The sequence below is a fragment of the Streptomyces sp. MNU76 genome (genome assembly GCF_020982545.1).
Lineage (GTDB): Bacteria > Actinomycetota > Actinomycetes > Streptomycetales > Streptomycetaceae > Streptomyces.
The window spans coordinates 119782-136452 of the sequence record NZ_JAJKLK010000030.1 but is presented as its reverse complement, the minus strand read 5'-3'; the positions used below and the strand labels follow the sequence as shown (position 1 = coordinate 136452).

The window sequence follows — 16671 nt, the reverse complement described above, 5'->3', positions numbered from 1 at the left end:
CAGCCGCCGGCATCCGCCTCCGTGAAGGGACTTCCCATCGTGGTCGCCAAGAAGAAGCCCACAGCAGCGAAGCCCGCCTCCGAGCAGGCCGAACGTGTCGCCTCAATCCGGCAGTTCGTCCGTACCAAGGGGCAGAGCTACCTCACCGATCCGAACGTGACCTCCATCGGCATCGGCTACCGGCAAAAGGAGGGAGAGACGGTCAAGGAACTCACGCTCCAGTTCACGGTGGGCGTGAAGACCTCCCAGCCCGAAACACTGGAGGCCCTGGGAACCACTGTGCTCCCAGGCACGATCGAGGTGGGTGGCGTCGAGGTGCCCACTGACGTGATCGAGCGCAGCTTTACGACACAGTTCCGTGTCGTCGCCGAGGCGGAGGGGCCGATCCGCAAGCGACGCCTCGACCCGATCATGCCCGGGACGAGCATCGGGCACGTCGACGTATCGGCCGGGACTGTCGGCTGCATAGTCTTCGACAAGAACGACGCGACCCCCTACGCCCTCAGCAACTGGCATGTGCTGCACGGCCCGGAGGGCGAACTCGGCGAGACCGTCGTGCAGCCCGGCCCGCACGACGACAACCGCACCACCCTCAACCGCCTCGGCATCCTGAAACGCTCCCACCTCGGTGTGGCGGGGGACTGCGCGGTAGCGACGATCGAGGGCCGCCAGTTCGACAGGGACATCTTCGAGATCGGCGTCGCACCGGAGGAACTGGGCGAGCCCGAACTCGGCGACAAGGTCATCAAGAGCGGCCGCACAACGGGCATCACACACGGAGTCGTACGGCGCATCGACACCCTCGCCAAGATCGACTACGGAGAGGGCGTCGGCGAGCAGACCATCGGCTGCTTCGAGATCGGCATCGACCCCGACAACCCGCCCGCCGACGACGAGGTCAGCCGAGGCGGCGATTCGGGCTCCGTCTGGCTGTTCAAGACCGCGAACGGCCGACCCAGCAAGGTCCTGGCCGGTCTCCACTTCGGCGGCGAGACCGGCGACAGCCCGGACGAGCACGCGCTGGCCTGTCTGCCGAACTCGGTCTTCGAGAAGCTCCACATCAGTCTGCGGCCCCCGTCGGTCGAGGAAGCCGAGCTCGTCAAGGGATACGATCCCGACTTCCTGACACAGCGGATCGACGTCCCGAAGCTCAACGCGGCCATCAAGGGCGACGCGGTCCTGCTCGACAGCTCCGAGGTCATCCCTTACACACACTTCTCCCTGGCCCTGAGCAGGTCGCGGTGCTTCGCCCGTTGGGTGGCCTGGAACATCGACGGCGCCACACTCAAGCGACTCAGCCGTACCGGCATCAAGTTCGTCAAGGACTCACGCATCGACGACGCCGCCCAGGTCGGCAACGAACTGTACGAGGCCAACCGGCTGGACCGCGGGCACATCGCCCGCCGAGCCGACCTGCTCTGGGGGAGCCCGGCCGAGGCCACGAGGGCCAACCTGGACTCGTTCATCTACACCAACATCACCCCTCAGATGGACGACTTCAACCAGAGCAGCAGAGGCGGAGTGTGGGGCCGGATCGAGGAGGCCGTCTTCGCCGATGCCGAGGTCGACGATCTGAAGGTCAGCGCCTTCGGGGGGCCGGTGCTCCAGGACGACGACCGCAGCTTCCGCGACGTACGCATACCCCGTCAGTACTGGAAAGTCATCGCATTCTCCGAGAACGGCCGCCTCAAGGCCAAAGCCTTTCTCCTCACACAGAACCTCAACCAGTTCGAAGCCCTGGAACTCGACGAGTTCCGCGTCTTCCAGGTCAGCCTGAGCGAGATCGAAGAACGCTGCCACCTTCGCTTCCCCACCGCGCTGCGCACGGCGGACACCCTGTCCGTGCCCGAATCAGTGGCAGAGCGAGCACCGTTGGAGTCCCTTGCCGACATTCAGTGGCAGTAGGACGCCCTGGCGCGGGGCGCCCGGAACTTCAGCCGGGCCGGTTCACCCCGGGGCTCCGAGGCGCTCGGAGCCGGCCAGTCAGGCCGTGCCCTCCGCGTAGAGCTGGACAACGGCATCGCCCACCAGGCCCGGTAGGCCGGGCTTCACCGTGAAGCCGGCCTTGGTCTGCACGTAGCCGAGGTGGCGACCCTCGTCCATCTGGAGGACGACGCTGCCTGGGACCAGGTGGAGGACACCGTGGCAGCCGGGCCCTCCCCGGCGGATCCTGAGCGTTGGATCACCGCGGCGTGGCTCCTCATGTCCTCCCTCGCCCGACTTCCTGGAAGCTGGCCACACCTACGCCGCGCGTTCACCGACGACGCCGGCCTGTGCCATGCCGTGATCGACCGACACGTTGCCGACCCCGGAGGCCATCATTCCTTGCCCCATGGCCTTTCACAGACCGCGTTTGAGATCTCGTTCCGTGCCCCGGGTCTGTACGGTGAGCCGTGTAACTCCCGTTCCTACTGGGAGAGTTGATGCCGGAGGCGGCAGCGGCCGGACTGGACATGGAGCTGGTGGGCCGGCTGATGGAGCAGGTCCGTTCGCAGGGGCTGGAGCTGACCGGCGAGGGCGGTCTGCTGCAACAGCTGACGAAGGTGTTCCTGGAATCGGCCCTGGAGGGCGAACTCACCGCTCACCTGGGCCATGAGAAGGGCGAGCGGGCCGAGGGCGGCAGGAAGAACTACCGCAACGGACACGGCGAGAAGACCGTGAACACCGATTCCGGCCCGGTCCGCATCGCGGCCCCCCGGGACCGGGCGGGCAGCTTCGAGCCGCAGATCGTGAAGAAGCGTCAGCGCAGGCTGGGCGGGATCGACGAGATCGTCCTGTCGCTGTCCGCGAAGGGCCTCACCCATGGTGAGATCAGCGCTCACCTGCGGGTGATCTACGGCATCGAGGCGTCGAGGACGACGATCTCCACGATCACCGACAGCGTGATGGCCGACATGGCGGAATGGCAGAGCCGCCCCGCTCGACCCGGTCTATCCCGTGGTGTTCATCGATGCCGTGAACGTCAAGGGTCCGCGACGGGCAGGTCGCCAACCGGCCGGTCTGCATCGCCCTGGCGGTCACCGCGGACGGGCAGCGCGACATCCTCGGACTGTGGATCGGCGACGGCGGCGAGGGGGCGAAGTACTGGCAGCAGGTCCTCACCGAGATCAAGAACCGCGGCACCCGCGATGTGCTGATGCTCGTCTGCGACGGCCTGTCCGGACTGCCGGACGCGGTGAACAACGTGTGGCCCCGCACTGTGGTCCAGACCTGCGTGGTTCACCTCCTGCGGAACTCGTTCTCCTACGCGGGCCGGCAGGACTGGGCGAAGATCGCCGCCGACCTCAAGCCCGTCTACACCGCGCCGACCGAGGACGCGGCCACGACACAGTTCTTGCAGTTCAGCGAGAAATGGGGGACGAAGTACCCAGGCATCGTGCGCCTGTGGGAGAACGCCTGGGCCGAGTTCGTCCCCTTCCTCCAGTTCGACGTCGAGATCCGCAAGATCATCTCCACGACCAACGCGATCGAGAGCGTCAACGCCCGGATCCGCAAGGCCGTCCGAGCCCGCGGACACTTCCCCACCGACGCAGCAGCTCTCAAGTGCGTCTACCTCGCCGTCATGAGCCTGGACCCCTCCGGCAAGGGCCGCCAACGCTGGGGCCGCCGCTGGAAGCCCGCCCTGAACGCCTTCGACATCGCCTTCGACGGCCGCCTCACCGCAGCCCGCGACTGACCACCACCAAACCGAGTTCCACGGAAGCCTTCAGACCCCGGCCTTCGGTTCGGAAATCGTGACCTGATCGAACGATTCATTCACTGGACTGAGTCGCTATTATGTCTTCATGGCTCACGTTTCCGCGGCAGAGCGCCGTCCTCAGCTGATCAAGGCCGCCATCGCCCTCATGACGAGGGAGGGCGTGGCTGCCGGAAGCACCCGTGCCATCGCCGCCGAGCTGGGCGTGGCCCAGGCAACGGTGCACTACACCTTCGGCACCAAGGAAGACCTGTACCGGGCCGTCATGGAGCAGCTCACCCATGATCTGATCGCACAGGTCGAACGGGCGGCGCCCGCGGACGCCGGCTTCGAGGAGACGGTCGCGGCACTCGCCGCCGCCCTGTGGCAGACCCTGCGCGAGCAGCCGACCACCCACCAGCTGCTCACCGAACTGTCCATGCTCGCGCTCCGGACACCACGGCTGCAGGAGGCCCTCGATGGCCACTACCGCGAGGTGACGGCCGTGACGACGAAGCTGGTGACCGAGGCGGCCGAGCGCACCGGTCACCGGCTCGCCCAGCCGGCGGAGACCCTCGCCCGGTTCTTCCTGGCCGGCTTCGACGGCCTCTCGGTGCAGCATCTCTCACTGCCCGACGAGGAGGCCGAGCTCACCTGTCTGCAGGCCCTGGTCTCCGCTGTCGTCGCTCTCGCCGGAGGCCGAATGGAGCTCGTGCCCCTGCCGAAGAGCTGACAGCAGGGCGGAACGGGCCGGCCTCGCCCTTGTCGCGGTTACCCGGCGATGAGCCGCGGACGTCGGCCGGCCGGAAGGTGCCAGGATCCGCGGTGCGGGGCCGGTCGTAGACCTCCGGTCCGGCGGCGTCATCTCTTCGCCGGAGCAGCGTCTGCGCCCCGTGGCCAAGGCAACCGGTCCTGAGCGCCCAGGCAGCCGCTGCCCCTGACATCGGTCAGGGGCAGCGGCCGTTCCGCGAGGTCGGGACGGTGTCTTCAGACCGTCGGCACGCGCCTGGGCTGCGGTTCGTTGGTGGCCTCGCCACTGGCCACCGTCATCCTCAGCAGGGGCAGCGAGGCGAGGAAGGTGCCGATCGCCAGGACGGGACTCAGTACGCCGGCCCCGGCACCGTCGAGAATGGCGCCGACGGCCAACGGTCCGACACCGGTGCCCAGCGCGCCCGCGCCGCTGAGGGAGGCGACCAGGCGGCCGGTCGGGTCGATGAGTGCCGCGGCGGCGAGCATCTGCACCAGGACGGCCAGTTGGCAGGCCTGCCAGAGGACGGCCGCGACGGTGAAGAGCACGGGGTCGTGGGTGACGATCAGGACCGCCATCGCGAGGGCCTGCGCCGCGACGAAGACGGCCATCGACCGCATGCGTCCGAAGTGCCGCGCGGCGATGGGTCCCACCGCGGCGCCGACGAGTGCCACCACGCTGGAGATCGCGAGGACGGCCGACACGGCGGAGTGCGACATGCCGGTGTGCTGGCGGCCCAGGACCGAGGCGTACGACCACGCGCCCTGGGTGACGGCCCACAGGAGCCCGGTGCCGGCGAGCAGCACGGCCGACGGTCTCGCCGGGGCCGCCCCTCGCGTACCGGCGGAGGCTGTGCCCGGTGCCGTGGGACCGGCGGGGCCGTCGGGGAGTCGGCGCAGCAGCGGCCAGGCGAGCAGGCAGCACAGCGCCATGAGGAGGAAGCCGGTGCCCTCCCCCAGGTCGTGGTTGGCCGCGGGGACGCCCATGATCAGCAGTGCGGTCACGCCGACCACGCCGCAGATGGTGACGGCGGAGGCCTTGTCGGCGTCGTCGGTGGCGGCGAGCGCGGCCGTGGCCGCTGCGTAGACCGTGCCGAGCCCCGCGCCGATGACCAGGTTGGCCAGGACCAGGGTCACCGGGCCGGTGGCCGCCGTCGCTCCCAGGAAGCCGGCTCCCGCGAGCGCCAGACCGAAGCGCGTCATCAGCACCCGCCCCGGTCGTGCGGCCCGCTTGGCCAGCAGCAGGGTGACGATGGCGGTCGCCATCAGCTGGGTCGCGGCGACGAGTCCGGCGGCGGAGTCCGACAGCGCGAAGCGTGAGGCGAAGTCGTCGACGAAGACGGGCATCACGTTCGCTCCGCCGTTGCCGAGGGTGACTCCGGCGATGAGGGCGACCGCCACGCCGAAGGTCAGGGCGGAGCCGCTGCGCGCGTTCACCGGCCGCTCCTCTGCGGGGAGTTGGGGACTGCGACCGTTCCCCGGCGGGGTGCCGAGTGTGCGACAAGCATGAGGGCCTCACGAGTTCAGGAGGGGCGGGAGACGTTGCGAAGGAGACAGGGCCACGGACGTGGGGAGTGGGTGTCCGTGGCCCTGTCGGTCAGCGGGGTCGGCGGGGTGTGCGGTGGCGTGGGCCACCGCACACCGGGTGGTCAGCCGGCCCAGACGTCCTCGACGTAGGTGCCGGACTCGATCAGGGCGCTCAGCCAGGCGCCCGCCTCGTCATCACCGCTGCCCGTGCGGTCGCGGTAGATCGCCATGAACGCCTCCCGCACCGCCGGGGCCATGCGGCGGCCGTCGCCGCAGATGTAGACGCGTCCGCCGGCCTCCAGCACCGCCCAGACCTCGTCGCTCTCCTGGGCGATGCGGTCCTGGACGAAGCGGGCACCGTCCTCGGGGGCGCAGGAGAAGGTGGGCCGCAGGCTGACGGCTCCGGCGGCCTCGGCCGTCTCGAACTCCGCGCGGTGGAGGTAGTCGACGTCGGGGTGGTCGCAGCCGAAGTAGCACAGCAGGGTGCCGGTCGACCGGGTGTGGTGACGGTCGAGGACCGCGCCGCGGAAGGGAGCAAGGCCGGTGCCCGCGCTGACCAGGATCACCGGCACCGACTCGTCCTGCGGCAGGCGGAAGGCCTCACTGCAGGGCAGCACCCGGGCCTGGACGGTGTCGCCCGCGTGCACGGTCTGCAGGTAGTGCGAGCCGATGCCGCGGAAGATGCCCTCACCGCGGCGGTGGGGCGCGGCAAGCAGCGAGACCATCAGGTCGACCTCGCCGGGAGAGGCCGCGGCGGAGGAGGAGATCGAGTAGTGGCGCGGGCGCAGCACGGGCAGCAGCTCCAGGAAGACCTCGAACGGCAGCTCGCAGGCGCGGTAGCGCTCCAGCAGGTCCAGGAGGCTGTGTCCGGCGGCGGTGACCTGCGCGTGGAAGGTGTCCGCGTCGGCCGCGGCGAGTTCGGCCAGGGGGCGCTTCTCGGGCGGGCAGGCGGTGTGCTCGGCGAGCACGGCGACCTGCTCCTGGGTGGCGGGGTCCTGGAGTTCGACGAAGTCGGTGAGCAGGCGGCGCAGGCTCAGCGGCCGGTCGACGGGCAGGGCGCTCCGGCTGCGGCGGCGGGCACGCAGCCGTACGGTGCGGTCCAGGTCGAGGCCGAAGCGGTCGGCCACCCGCTGGACGAGGTCGTGCGGGTTGCTCGGCAGGACGGCGATGTGGTCTCCGGTGCGGTAGGTGACGCCCTCGGGCAGCCGCAGCCTGAGGAAGCGCTTGGAGCGGCCCAGCTCATGCTCCATGTCGACCAGTTCGTAGGCGTCGAGGACCTCCATCGGCTGCACGCCGTGGCGTGCCGCGAGCCCGCCGATGACCGAGTCGGTGGTGTCCTGAAGCTCGTACAGGCCCGTCTCCTGGTCGGCGGCCGGCTCGGTCTCCTGTATGTCTGCGGCGGTCCCGTACTGCTCCAGCAGGGCGGTCCACAACTCGCCGGTCCAGCGGTCGACGGTGCCGGCGAAGTCACCGGCGGCGTCCGCGGCGCCGCGCTCCAGCAGTGAGGTGGCGCCCGCGGCGGCAAGCCGCTCGTCGATGAGGGTGGGGACACGCTGGTAGGTGGCGGCCCAGTTGCGGTCGCCGACACCGAGTACGGCGTACTGCAGGCCGTCGAGCGCACCGGGCTCCAGCCCCTCCAGCCAGGCGACGAACTCCGTGGCGTCGTCGGTGGGGCGGCCGTTGTAGGAGGCCGCCACGATCACCACCGGCCCGCCCCCCGCGGAAAGCTTGCCCACGGCGTCGTCGAGGGACGCAACAGACGGGGTGAACCCGCGCTCGTCGCCGTCCTCGGCGAGGTCGCTGGCGATGCCCGCGCAGGTGCCCAGGTTGGAGCCGTGCAGCAGGGTCAGCGCGGTTCCGGTGGCACGCCGGACGGCGGGCCGGTCCTGACCGGCGGGGGCGTTGCCCGCGGCGAGGGCCGCGGCGGCGGGCAGGCGCCGTTCCCCGCTGGTGCGCCGGGCCAGGTTCAGGGTGAACTCGTCGGGCTTGAGGGTGAGCGACTGCTTGATCTTCAGCTGGTAGTTGGTGTGGTCGATCAGGCGGTAGCGGTGGATGACCAGCGCGAGGACCAGGGTGGCCTCGTGCAGCGCGAACTGGCGTCCGATGCAGGCGCGTTCGCCGTTGCCGAAGGGCTTGAACAGGTGGACGGGCCGCTGCTCCTCCCGCTCGGGCAGGAACCGGTCGGGGTCGAACAGCTCGACGTTCTCGCCCCAGGCGGGGTCGCGGTGCAGCTGCGGGATGAGGATCTGGATCGACTCGCCCTTGCGCACGGCGTACTTCCCGCCGATGACCGTGTTCTCGATCGGCTCCACCGCGAAGGCGGGTGCCGTCGGCCACAGCCGCAGGCTCTCGTTGAGCACCTGGCGGATGTACGTCAGCTTGCCGATGTCCCCGTAGTCGGGCTCGGGGGTGTCCGAGTCGCCCCACAGGGCGTCGACCTCGGCCTGGGCGCGGGCCAGGACCTCGGGGTGCTTGGTCAGGTAGTAGAGGGCGAAGGACAGGGCGCCACTGGTGGTCTCGTGGCCGGCGATGAGGAACGTGATCGCCTGGTAGCGGATGTTGACGTCGTCCAGGGGCTCGCCCGTCACCGCGTCACGGGTGTGCAGCATCCGCCCGAGCAGGTCGTCGGTGCTGGTGTCGCCGGACGCCCGGCGCTGCCGGATCACATCGTCGACCAGGCCCTCCATCAAGGCCACGTCCTCGCGGAACTGCTCCGCCTGCTTCCACTTGAACAACTCCGCGCCGGGAATGGACTCCCCCTTGTCCTGGGCGAAGGCGAGCGCCCGCGACAGGGCGGTGATGAAGGGGTGCGGCTCGTCGCGGTTGAAGGACTCGAAGTCGTAGCCGAAGCCGCACAGGCCGATCGTGTCGAGGGTCAGCCGGGTCATGTCGTCGGCGACGTTCACAGCCTCCGCGCCGGCGGCCTGGTCCCACTTCCCGATGAGCTCGCGGGCGACCTGGAGCATCGTCGCGTGGTAGCCGCGCATCGCGCCGAGCGAGAACGCCGGCATCAGGACGTCGTGCGCCTTGCGCCAGTTGGGCTCGTCGTTGAAGGCGGTGAAGAGCCCGTCGCCACCGATCCCCCGGAGGATCACCAGGTCGGGGTGGACGTTCTTGCGGAACCGGCTCTCGTCCGCCAGCTCGGTGACCAGGTCGAGGCCCGAGGCGAAGTTGATCTCGTTGCCGAAGACACGGAGCTTGAACAGCGGCCCCAGCTCCTTGGCCTCCTTCATCACATAGAGCAGGCCGTCGGCGCCGCTGGGGATGTCGAACGCGTGGCCGACCAGGGGCAGGGCGGGACGCTGGGGAATCGGTTCGGTTCCGCGCAGGGTCTCGTGAGTCATGAGCTTGCCTTTCGTTCCGCACAGGCTGTCGCTGGGCAGAACCATACGCGCGACATTGTCGTCCGACAATGTCGCTCGATTGTTGCATCTGACACAGTCGACTGAGGGAACGTTCGGAGGCCTTGAAACGTCAGGCCGGACCAAGGCCGCGGGAAACGCCTCTCCACCCACCGGACCGCCACAGGGCACGAAGCCCCTCCCACGACTCCGCCGTCGCCGGAGGGCCTTCTCAGACCTTTGCCGGACCACGTCGACGTCCGGACCCGTTCGATCGAACCGTGGCCCTGGGCCGGCGTCAGCGGGCATCAGGAGGTGAGCACGGACCGGATCGGGCCGCCGGTCTTCTTCTCCAGCCGGGTGACGGCGTCGGCGGCCTCGGCCGGCGGGATGTGGGCGGTGATGGACGGGGCCAGATCGATCCGTCCGGCGCAGGCCAGGCCGATGAGCTGTTCCACGTACTCGAACCCGGAGCCGTGGTGGCCGCGGATCCGGTTGCCCCGGAAACTGAACCCGGTGCCGTCATGGACGACGATCGACTCCGGAGTGAGCCCTGCGAGAACCAGGATTCCGCCGGCCCCCAGCGCGGCAGCCGCCTGAGCGCGAGCGGCCGGCACGCCGGCGAAGTGGGTGGGGCGCGGCGGTCGCAGGCTGAACACCGCCGTGGGGCGGGTGTCGTGCGGTCCCACTCGCCCTGAACCCGTACTGACGATCGCGATGGGTCATGCCGCTGAACGGCCGCCCGCAGGCCACGACCAGTTCGACGGGCACCGAGTATGTGGTGCCGGTGTCCCCGCCGCCGGAGCCTGGCCCGCCGGCGTCCGGGACATATCGGCTCGGCCGGTGACGCCGGCAGCAAGCAGCACGAGCCAGGCGGCTGGTGCCCACTTTCGGCGCAGGTGGGGTGTGGTGACCCAGGCGGTGAGGCGGTGACGCAGGACAGCCGGCCAACTCCCCGGGACGGTACGGGGCTCTATCGCGCCTGAGGGCAGGCGTGCGCCGACAGGGCCGTCGGCGCGAGAGCCGATCGGCCTCCCCGGCATCGGGGAGGCGCGGACGCAGGTGGTCGCCTCACTGGATGCCGACGTCCGGCGGCTCGCCGGTGACCCTCCGGCCTGCCGGGAAGGGGAAGCGTTCACGCAAGCGAGTCGACCAACTTAATCAAAGGACATTGTCGAATGACAATGTCGGATGTATGTTGGCTTCATGCCGCCACGTCCTGCGGGCACAAAGGCAGACCCGTGATCACCGAGGCCTGCCTTCCCCAGTGCGTTACCGGGGTCATGGCGACCTCGCGGCCCTGCCCATAGACATCCAAGAAATCGAGGTCACACCATGCACACCATGCTCGCCGGACGTCTCCACCTGGACACTCAGACGTTTGCAGTGGAGGAGGTGGCCATCCCCGTTCCCGGCCCTGGAGAGGTGCTGGTCGAGGTCAGGGCCGCCGGAGTCTGTTTGTCCGACGTCCACCTGATCGACGGCAGCCTCAGCTCGTCCTTCCCTGTCGACGAGGTGGTCCGCTCGCGTGCGGTCACCCTCGGGCACGAGGTCGCGGGCGTTGTCCACACCCTCGGCCCGGACCTGATGGGGGATTGGGCCCCCGGCATGCGTGTCGCTCTGCAGGCCGGGCAGGCGTGCGGCCAGTGCGACGACTGCATGCGGCGCTCATCGTGCCGGATGCCGCTGACCCGTGGAGTCGACTACGACGGCGGCTGGGCCGAGTACGCGATCGCCCGCGAGGACACGCTCGCCCCGATCCCCGACCACTTGCCGTTCGACCAGGCCGCGATCATCCCCGACGCGGTCTCCACCCCCTACGCCGCGATTGTCGGGACGGGTGCTGTCCGCCCGGCGCAGGCCGTCGGCATCTGGGGTGCGGGCGGCCTGGGCGCGCACGGCATCCGGCTCGCCCGCCTGGCCGGGGCGACCCCCGTCATCGCCATCGACCCGCTGCCGAAGGCCCGCGAGCGCGCCCTCGCCTTCGGCGCCGACTTCGCGCTCGACCCTGCCGCGGCGGACTTCGCCGCTGCCGTGGACCTCGCCACTGGTGGCCGTGGCCTGGACGCCGCCTTCGACTTCGCCGGCGTCCCCGTGGTCCGTGAGCAGGCCGCGGCCGTCCTGGGCCCCGGCGGGGTGCTGGTACTGGCTGGACTCACCCCCAAGCCCCTCACCGTCACCGACAGCACAGAGTTCTGCTTCCGCGGCAACCAGATCCGTGGCCACTACGGCTCCGGACCTGAACACGTGACCCAGCTCATCGGCCTGGCTTCCACCGGCCGGCTCGACCTGGCCCCCTCCATCACCGCCCACATCCCGCTGGCCGAAGCCGCCGACGCCGTCAGCCGGCTGGAGAAGAAGATCGGCGACCCGATCCGGTTCGTGCTCACCCCTTGAGCCTCTGCCCTACGTGCCGAGCGGGGGCCCGGACGATCGGAGCACAGGGTCGGTGGTGCCCAGAGCTCCACGTACCCAGTACTCACCGCCGTCCGATGGCTACACGGATGAGCCGCAGGAGAGGAATGAGCCTGTGCCCGTTCCCCCACCGAGTGCCCGGATGGTGTCAGGCCGGCACACCGACGTCGACCAGGAGAGTCGAGAGTCACAGGCCGAGCAAAAAAAGACGATACGGCCCCCGAAGAGTCCGGCGCGTACGAGCCCTCATCCCCCGCAGGCACGGACGAACACGCCCCTGCTCCTGTCCCCAACCAGGAGACAGGAACGGGTTCAGCGGTTCGCCCCGCAAGAATCCGCGAACGCGCGCGCTTCTTCATGCGGCCCTGCGCAGGGGCGTCTTGCGAGCCGCGGGCAGCCGCAGAAGGTCTTACAGGGGCGTGCCATGTTCGGCCCACCGGCGCAGCCGGTCCCGGTCGACCCAGTGCACCTGGTGGCGTTCGCCCCATGCTCTGGCGTCCCGGGTGAAGGAGCCGTTGGTGACCACGACTGCGGTGTCGGCTCCGTGCGCGGGGCCTGCGGTGCCTTTGACCTGGTACATCACTGATGAGCCGACCTTGCCGGCGACGGTGGTGTGCTTGGCCTGCAGGACGATTCTGCCGCGTTGGCGGTCCTCGCCGATGACGTCTGCGGCCTGGTCTCCTTGTCGGCCGACCTGTCGCGCGTTCCAGCCGTCCCGGAGGAGCAGGTCACGCAGCGCGAACTCGAAGGCCCGGTCGTCCATGGCGTCGAGCTGTGCGAGCGTGATCCGCAGCCGGGCCAGCGTCTGGGCCCGCACCTTCCGGGCCCGTACCTCGCGCATGACTTTCCAGGCTGGCGGCGCCCGGCCGAATCTGGGGGTGGGATCGTCCAGGAAAGGTGAGAGGGCCCGGATCGTGTTGATCCGGGCCCTCTTCGGCAGTAGCGGGGACAGGATTTGAACCTGCGACCTCTGGGTTATGAGCCCAGCGAGCTACCGAGCTGCTCCACCCCGCGTCGGTGTCCCCCACCGTACGCCATCACAGCAGGTACCGAAGACCACCTACCGGCGCAGGGCTCTATGCGGCGAAGCCGACGTTGGTGACGTACTCGTACTGGCCCCACTGCGAGCCGAGGTCGACGATCGTGTCCTGCCACGCTGCGTCGAGGCTCTGGTGGTCGCCGGCCGCCCAGGAGCCGACGATGCGGTCCCAGCGGCGTACGTTCATCGTCCGGTGCTCCACCACGCGCTGCAGTGGCCGCGGCACTCGGGACTGGTCGAGCGGGTGGATCTCCACCCGGGTGCCGCGTCCGTCGCGGTTGAGGCGCTTGAGGAGGTAACGGGCGACGTTGTGGCGGCGCACCGCCCGGTAGACCTGGTCGATGCGTTCCAGGTTGGTCTTGGAGGGGCGGCGTTTGCCCTCCAGCCAGGCTTTCAGCGTCCGGGGGGGGCACGGTGAGTCCGGCGTCCTGTGCGGCTTTCAGGGTCTGGGGCGACTTGGTCAGGTAGTGCAGGCGCGCCATCCAGCCGCGTCGGGCGGTCACGGGGGTGGCGATGCCGCCGGCGAGTTCGTCGAGTTTGCGGGCGACGGCTTCGCTACCTTTGACGCCTTGGGCGCCGAACTTCCCGAAGTCGATGTTCTTCTGCGGCACTACCCCCCCTCGCCCGCGTGCTCACCGGCGTCGGTTCCGGCGGTGTATGTGTCTTTGACCTTGACCTCGGTGACACCTCGGCCTTCGGCGAAGACACGGCGCCAGTCGCCGATGACGTGGAGTTCGTCGGTGCCCATCGCGCGGACGACGGTCAGGCCCTCGTCGTGGGCCTTGAGGGCCTTGAGCCACAGGTTGACGAAGGCCTGGCTGCGGATGAGGTGCATCCAGTCCGGGCGGTAGAGCTCCCGGTCGTAGTTGGACTCCCCCATCGTGGAGACGAACTTGGAGTACATGGCCTTCACGTACTCCAGTGTCACCGTATCGCCCTGTTCGATCGCTGTGCCGCGGGCGTCCTTGAGCGCGATGCGGAACTTCTCCAGCAGGTTCTCCGTGGCGCCGGAGGTGTACGACTGGTGGATCTGCGGAGGCTCGCACAGTTGGTGTTTCGGGCCGGACAGGCGCAGCAGGAGGCGGAGGGTGGGCTCGGTGACCCACAGGGGCCGGGTTCGTCCCGCTGGCCGAGCGGGTTGGGCAGCACTGCCTGGTGCGGCCACTCGGGCGGGTGATCAGGTGGACTCAGCGCGGCGGCGGTCGTGGGTGGGGTGGGTGGAGTGCTCGAGCCACCCAGGGGAGGTGTGTCTTGAGGGCGGAGAGGTAGGCGCCGTTGATGTCGAGGGCGGTCACGTCATGGCGGCCGGGCGGCAGTTGGTGGCGGGTCCACTTGGGGCGGGCCTCCCAGATCTGGTCGGCGCCGCGTGCGGTCTGCTTCTTGAGGATGTCGCGGGCAGAGAACGCGTCGGTGCCGAGAGGAGCATCCTGCACACTCTCGAGCGCTACCGGACCCGCATCGAGTGGTTCGACCGCGAAGCGCTCCACACCCGCTTCGACGCCGACCGCGCCCACGGCGAAGAGGTCTGCAACCTCGACCTGCGACGGCAAGATCTTCGACGGCAAGGTACAACTACGGCATACGCGCCACGCGAACCTGCGCCCGGTGTCGTTCCAGAACAAGGCGGGCCGTGCGGGCCATGGCCTCGTCGACCATCTCGCCCTGGAACGTCACGGCGCCGGTCCCTTCTCTCTGTGCCGCCTCGACGGCCGCGATCAGCTCTGCGCAGCGGGCGAGTTCGGCCAAACCGGGAGAGAACACCTCGTTGATCACGGGGACATGGGAGGGATGGATCGCCATCATGCCCTCGTAGCCGAGGGAGCGGTTCTGTTCGGCGAAGGCGCGTAGTCCCGGCAGGTCGCCGATGCGCGTCCACAGTCCGCTGACCGGGCACGGCACTCCGGCTGCCCTGGCGTCCAGCAGAACCCGGGAGCGCAGTGCAGCCGTTTCGGTTCCCTCAGGGCTCCAGCGGTAGCCGACGGCACGTTCCGCATCGCCGCCGGGGGCGGTGAGAGCGCCCAGGTAGGCGATGCGCGTGGCGGCTCGGGCGATGTCGTAGGCCTCGCGCAGGCCGCGCGCCGTCTCCAGCAGGGGCACCAGGGCGAGCCGTCCCGGTGGCAGGCCCTGTTCCTGTTCGCACCAGGTGAGCAGCCGGTCGGCAAGCCTCACGTCCTGGGCGCAGCGGACCTTGGGCAGCACGATGCCGGCGAGCCCGGGCGTGACGACCGCGCGCAGTTCCTCGGCCCCCGCCCAGCCGTCCAGCGGGTTGACGCGGACGAACAGCGCCATCCGTCCCGCCTGTTCGGCCGGCGTGGCGGCGGCCCGTGCGACGGCGTCGGCCACCTGTGCGCGGGCGGCGTGCTTGTCCGCGGCGGGCACCGCGTCCTCCAGGTCGAGGATGGCCGCGTCGGCGCCCGCCGCCCGGGCCTTGGGCAGCCAGTGGGTTCTGGTGCCGGGGACGAAGAGCAGGGAGCGCAGCGGCGGCCGGCCGGCCGCTTGCGCGTCCGCCTCGGCAGGGCTCGTGGAGGACTCCTCAGATGACATGGCTCTTCTCCAGGTCGGCCAGCTCGTCCGCGCCGAGCCCGAGCCACTGCCCGTAGACCAGGTGGTTGTCCTGCCCGAGGGCGGGCCCTGTCCGCCAGACCCGCCCGGGGCGCTGCCGGAAGTGCGGGATCACCGCCTGCATGCGCACCGGACCGAGATCGGGGTCGTCGACGGTGACGATGTCTTCGCGTTCGGCGTACACGGGGTCGGCGGCGATGTCCGCGGCGTCGAACACCCGCGAGGCCACGACTTCGGCACGGGCGAACTCCTGCAGACACTCGCCGGTGACGCGCTGCGCCACCCAGTTCCGCAGGTTCTCGTCCAACTGTTCGCGTCGGTCGTACTGTTGCCGAGCCGTGATGAACTCCTCCTCGGGAAGTCCCAGCAGGCGGGCGATGTTGCGGACCGATCGCAGCGTCGCGGAGGTCACCGTGATCCACTCGCCGTCGTGGGAGCGGTAGGTGTTGATCACAGCCCCCGGGGCGACCGCCAGCCGGTTGCCGGAGCGTTCGGGTACTGCTCCCAACTGGTCGTGGACGATGACCTGCCATTCGACCAGACGGAACAGGGACTCGAAGAGAGCGAGGTCGATCCACTCGCCGTCGAAGGCGGGGTCGTGGTCGCGGCGGTGGAGGGCGGCGAGGACGGCGTAGGCGCCCATCAGGCCGGTCACGGCGTCGCCGTGCGAGAAGCCGGTGTGCACGGGCGGGCCGTCGGGAAAGCCGGTCAGGTGCACGGCTCCGCTGCGTGCCTCGCCCACCTTGCCGAAGCCGGGGGCGTCCGCCTGTGACGAGGTGGCGCCGAAGCCGGAGATCTGCAGCAGCACGGCCCGGGGATTGATCCGGTGCACGGAGTCCCAGTCGAGTTCCCAGCTGCGCAGGCGTCCGGCGCGCAGGGTGACGATGACGACGTCCGCCCAGGCGACGAGCCGGTGGGCGAGGAGCCGGCCGGCCTCGTGGTGCAGATCGAGGGTGACCGAGCGTTTGTTGCGGCCGGCGACCTTGAACCACAGGGGGACGCCGTCGCGTTGGGGCCCCATGGCGCGGGCCGCGTCTCCGGCGCCGGGGGGCTCGACGTGTACGACGTCGGCCCCTTGGTCGGCGAGCATCGAGCCCGCCAGCGGACCGGCCACCACATGGGCGAACTCGACCACTTTCAGGCCGTGCAACTGCCCGCTTCCGGTGGTGTTGCGCTCGTCGTCCGACACCGCTTCAGCTCCCTTGCCATGGCCGTTGCGCGTGGGTCCCCCACAGCGTCGTCCGCGTCGGTGCGGCACGGCCGTCGCCGTTGTCTTCAGACTGCCGGAGCGCAGAAATGCCTGTCGAGCAACAGAAGGCCATGAATCAATGCAACAAACGCATGAATCGAGGGGTGGTCGGTCA

8 protein-coding genes, 1 tRNA gene and 4 pseudogenes are annotated in these 16671 nt (G+C 69.8%); 4 read left to right on the top strand and 9 right to left on the bottom strand.

Features of this window, described 5'->3' with window-relative positions; translation table 11 throughout:
- Positions 1-21: 21 nt before the first annotated feature.
- From E4N62_RS44265 to E4N62_RS44255, 3 genes and pseudogenes are all read left to right on the top strand, one after another.
- The gene (locus tag E4N62_RS44265; protein WP_230223909.1) at positions 22-1905 is read left to right on the top strand and encodes a DNA/RNA non-specific endonuclease; all 1884 of its coding nucleotides are present in this window, start codon (positions 22-24) and stop codon (positions 1903-1905) included.
- A 518-nt stretch (positions 1906-2423) separates the two neighbouring features.
- Positions 2424-3676, top strand: a pseudogene (locus E4N62_RS44260) (IS256 family transposase).
- Between the two features lie 109 nt (positions 3677-3785).
- Positions 3786-4409 carry a TetR/AcrR family transcriptional regulator gene (locus E4N62_RS44255; protein WP_230223907.1) on the top strand — a complete coding sequence of 208 codons (624 nt, stop codon included), beginning with the start codon at positions 3786-3788 and terminating at the stop codon, positions 4407-4409.
- Positions 4410-4663: 254 nt separating this feature from the next.
- Here the strand turns inward: E4N62_RS44255 and E4N62_RS44250 are convergent, their stop codons facing one another.
- The 3 genes from E4N62_RS44250 to E4N62_RS44240 all read right to left on the bottom strand — a co-directional run bounded on the left by E4N62_RS44250 (position 4664) and on the right by E4N62_RS44240 (position 9980).
- Positions 4664-5860 carry an MFS transporter gene (locus E4N62_RS44250; RefSeq protein ID WP_230223905.1) on the bottom strand — a complete coding sequence of 399 codons (1197 nt, stop codon included), beginning with the start codon at positions 5858-5860 and terminating at the stop codon, positions 4664-4666.
- Between the two features lie 212 nt (positions 5861-6072).
- Entirely contained in the window at positions 6073-9294 is a 3222-nt protein-coding gene (locus E4N62_RS44245) for a cytochrome P450 (protein WP_230223903.1), read from the bottom strand.
- Positions 9295-9599: 305 nt separating this feature from the next.
- On the bottom strand, positions 9600-9980 hold the full coding sequence (locus E4N62_RS44240) for a hypothetical protein (protein ID WP_230223901.1): 381 nt from the start codon (positions 9978-9980) through the stop codon (positions 9600-9602).
- Positions 9981-10626: 646 nt separating this feature from the next.
- Here E4N62_RS44240 and E4N62_RS44235 point away from each other — a divergent pair.
- Positions 10627-11688, top strand: a complete 1062-nt coding sequence (locus E4N62_RS44235) for a zinc-binding dehydrogenase (protein WP_230223899.1) — start codon at positions 10627-10629, stop codon at positions 11686-11688.
- A gap of 427 nt (positions 11689-12115) precedes the next feature.
- On the opposite strand, the pseudogene E4N62_RS44230 reads toward E4N62_RS44235, so the two are convergent.
- The 6 genes and pseudogenes from E4N62_RS44230 to E4N62_RS44205 form a co-directional block, all read right to left on the bottom strand.
- Positions 12116-12541, bottom strand: a pseudogene (locus E4N62_RS44230) (restriction endonuclease); the annotation flags it as partial.
- A 105-nt stretch (positions 12542-12646) separates the two neighbouring features.
- Positions 12647-12720, bottom strand: a tRNA-Met gene (locus tag E4N62_RS44225).
- Between the two features lie 62 nt (positions 12721-12782).
- Positions 12783-13356 (bottom strand): annotated as a pseudogene (locus tag E4N62_RS44220) (transcriptional regulator).
- A pseudogene (locus tag E4N62_RS44215) lies at positions 13356-14136 on the bottom strand (transcriptional regulator); the annotation flags it as partial. The pseudogenes E4N62_RS44215 and E4N62_RS44220, both read right to left, overlap by 1 nt.
- Before the next feature lie 181 nt (positions 14137-14317).
- Complete coding sequence (locus E4N62_RS44210; RefSeq protein WP_230223898.1) at positions 14318-15289, bottom strand: CoA ester lyase; 972 nt, start codon at positions 15287-15289, stop codon at positions 14318-14320.
- Entirely contained in the window at positions 15279-16496 is a 1218-nt protein-coding gene (locus E4N62_RS44205; RefSeq protein WP_230223897.1) for a CaiB/BaiF CoA-transferase family protein, read from the bottom strand. Before E4N62_RS44205 ends, E4N62_RS44210 begins: the two co-directional genes overlap by 11 nt.
- Positions 16497-16671 lie beyond the last annotated feature (175 nt).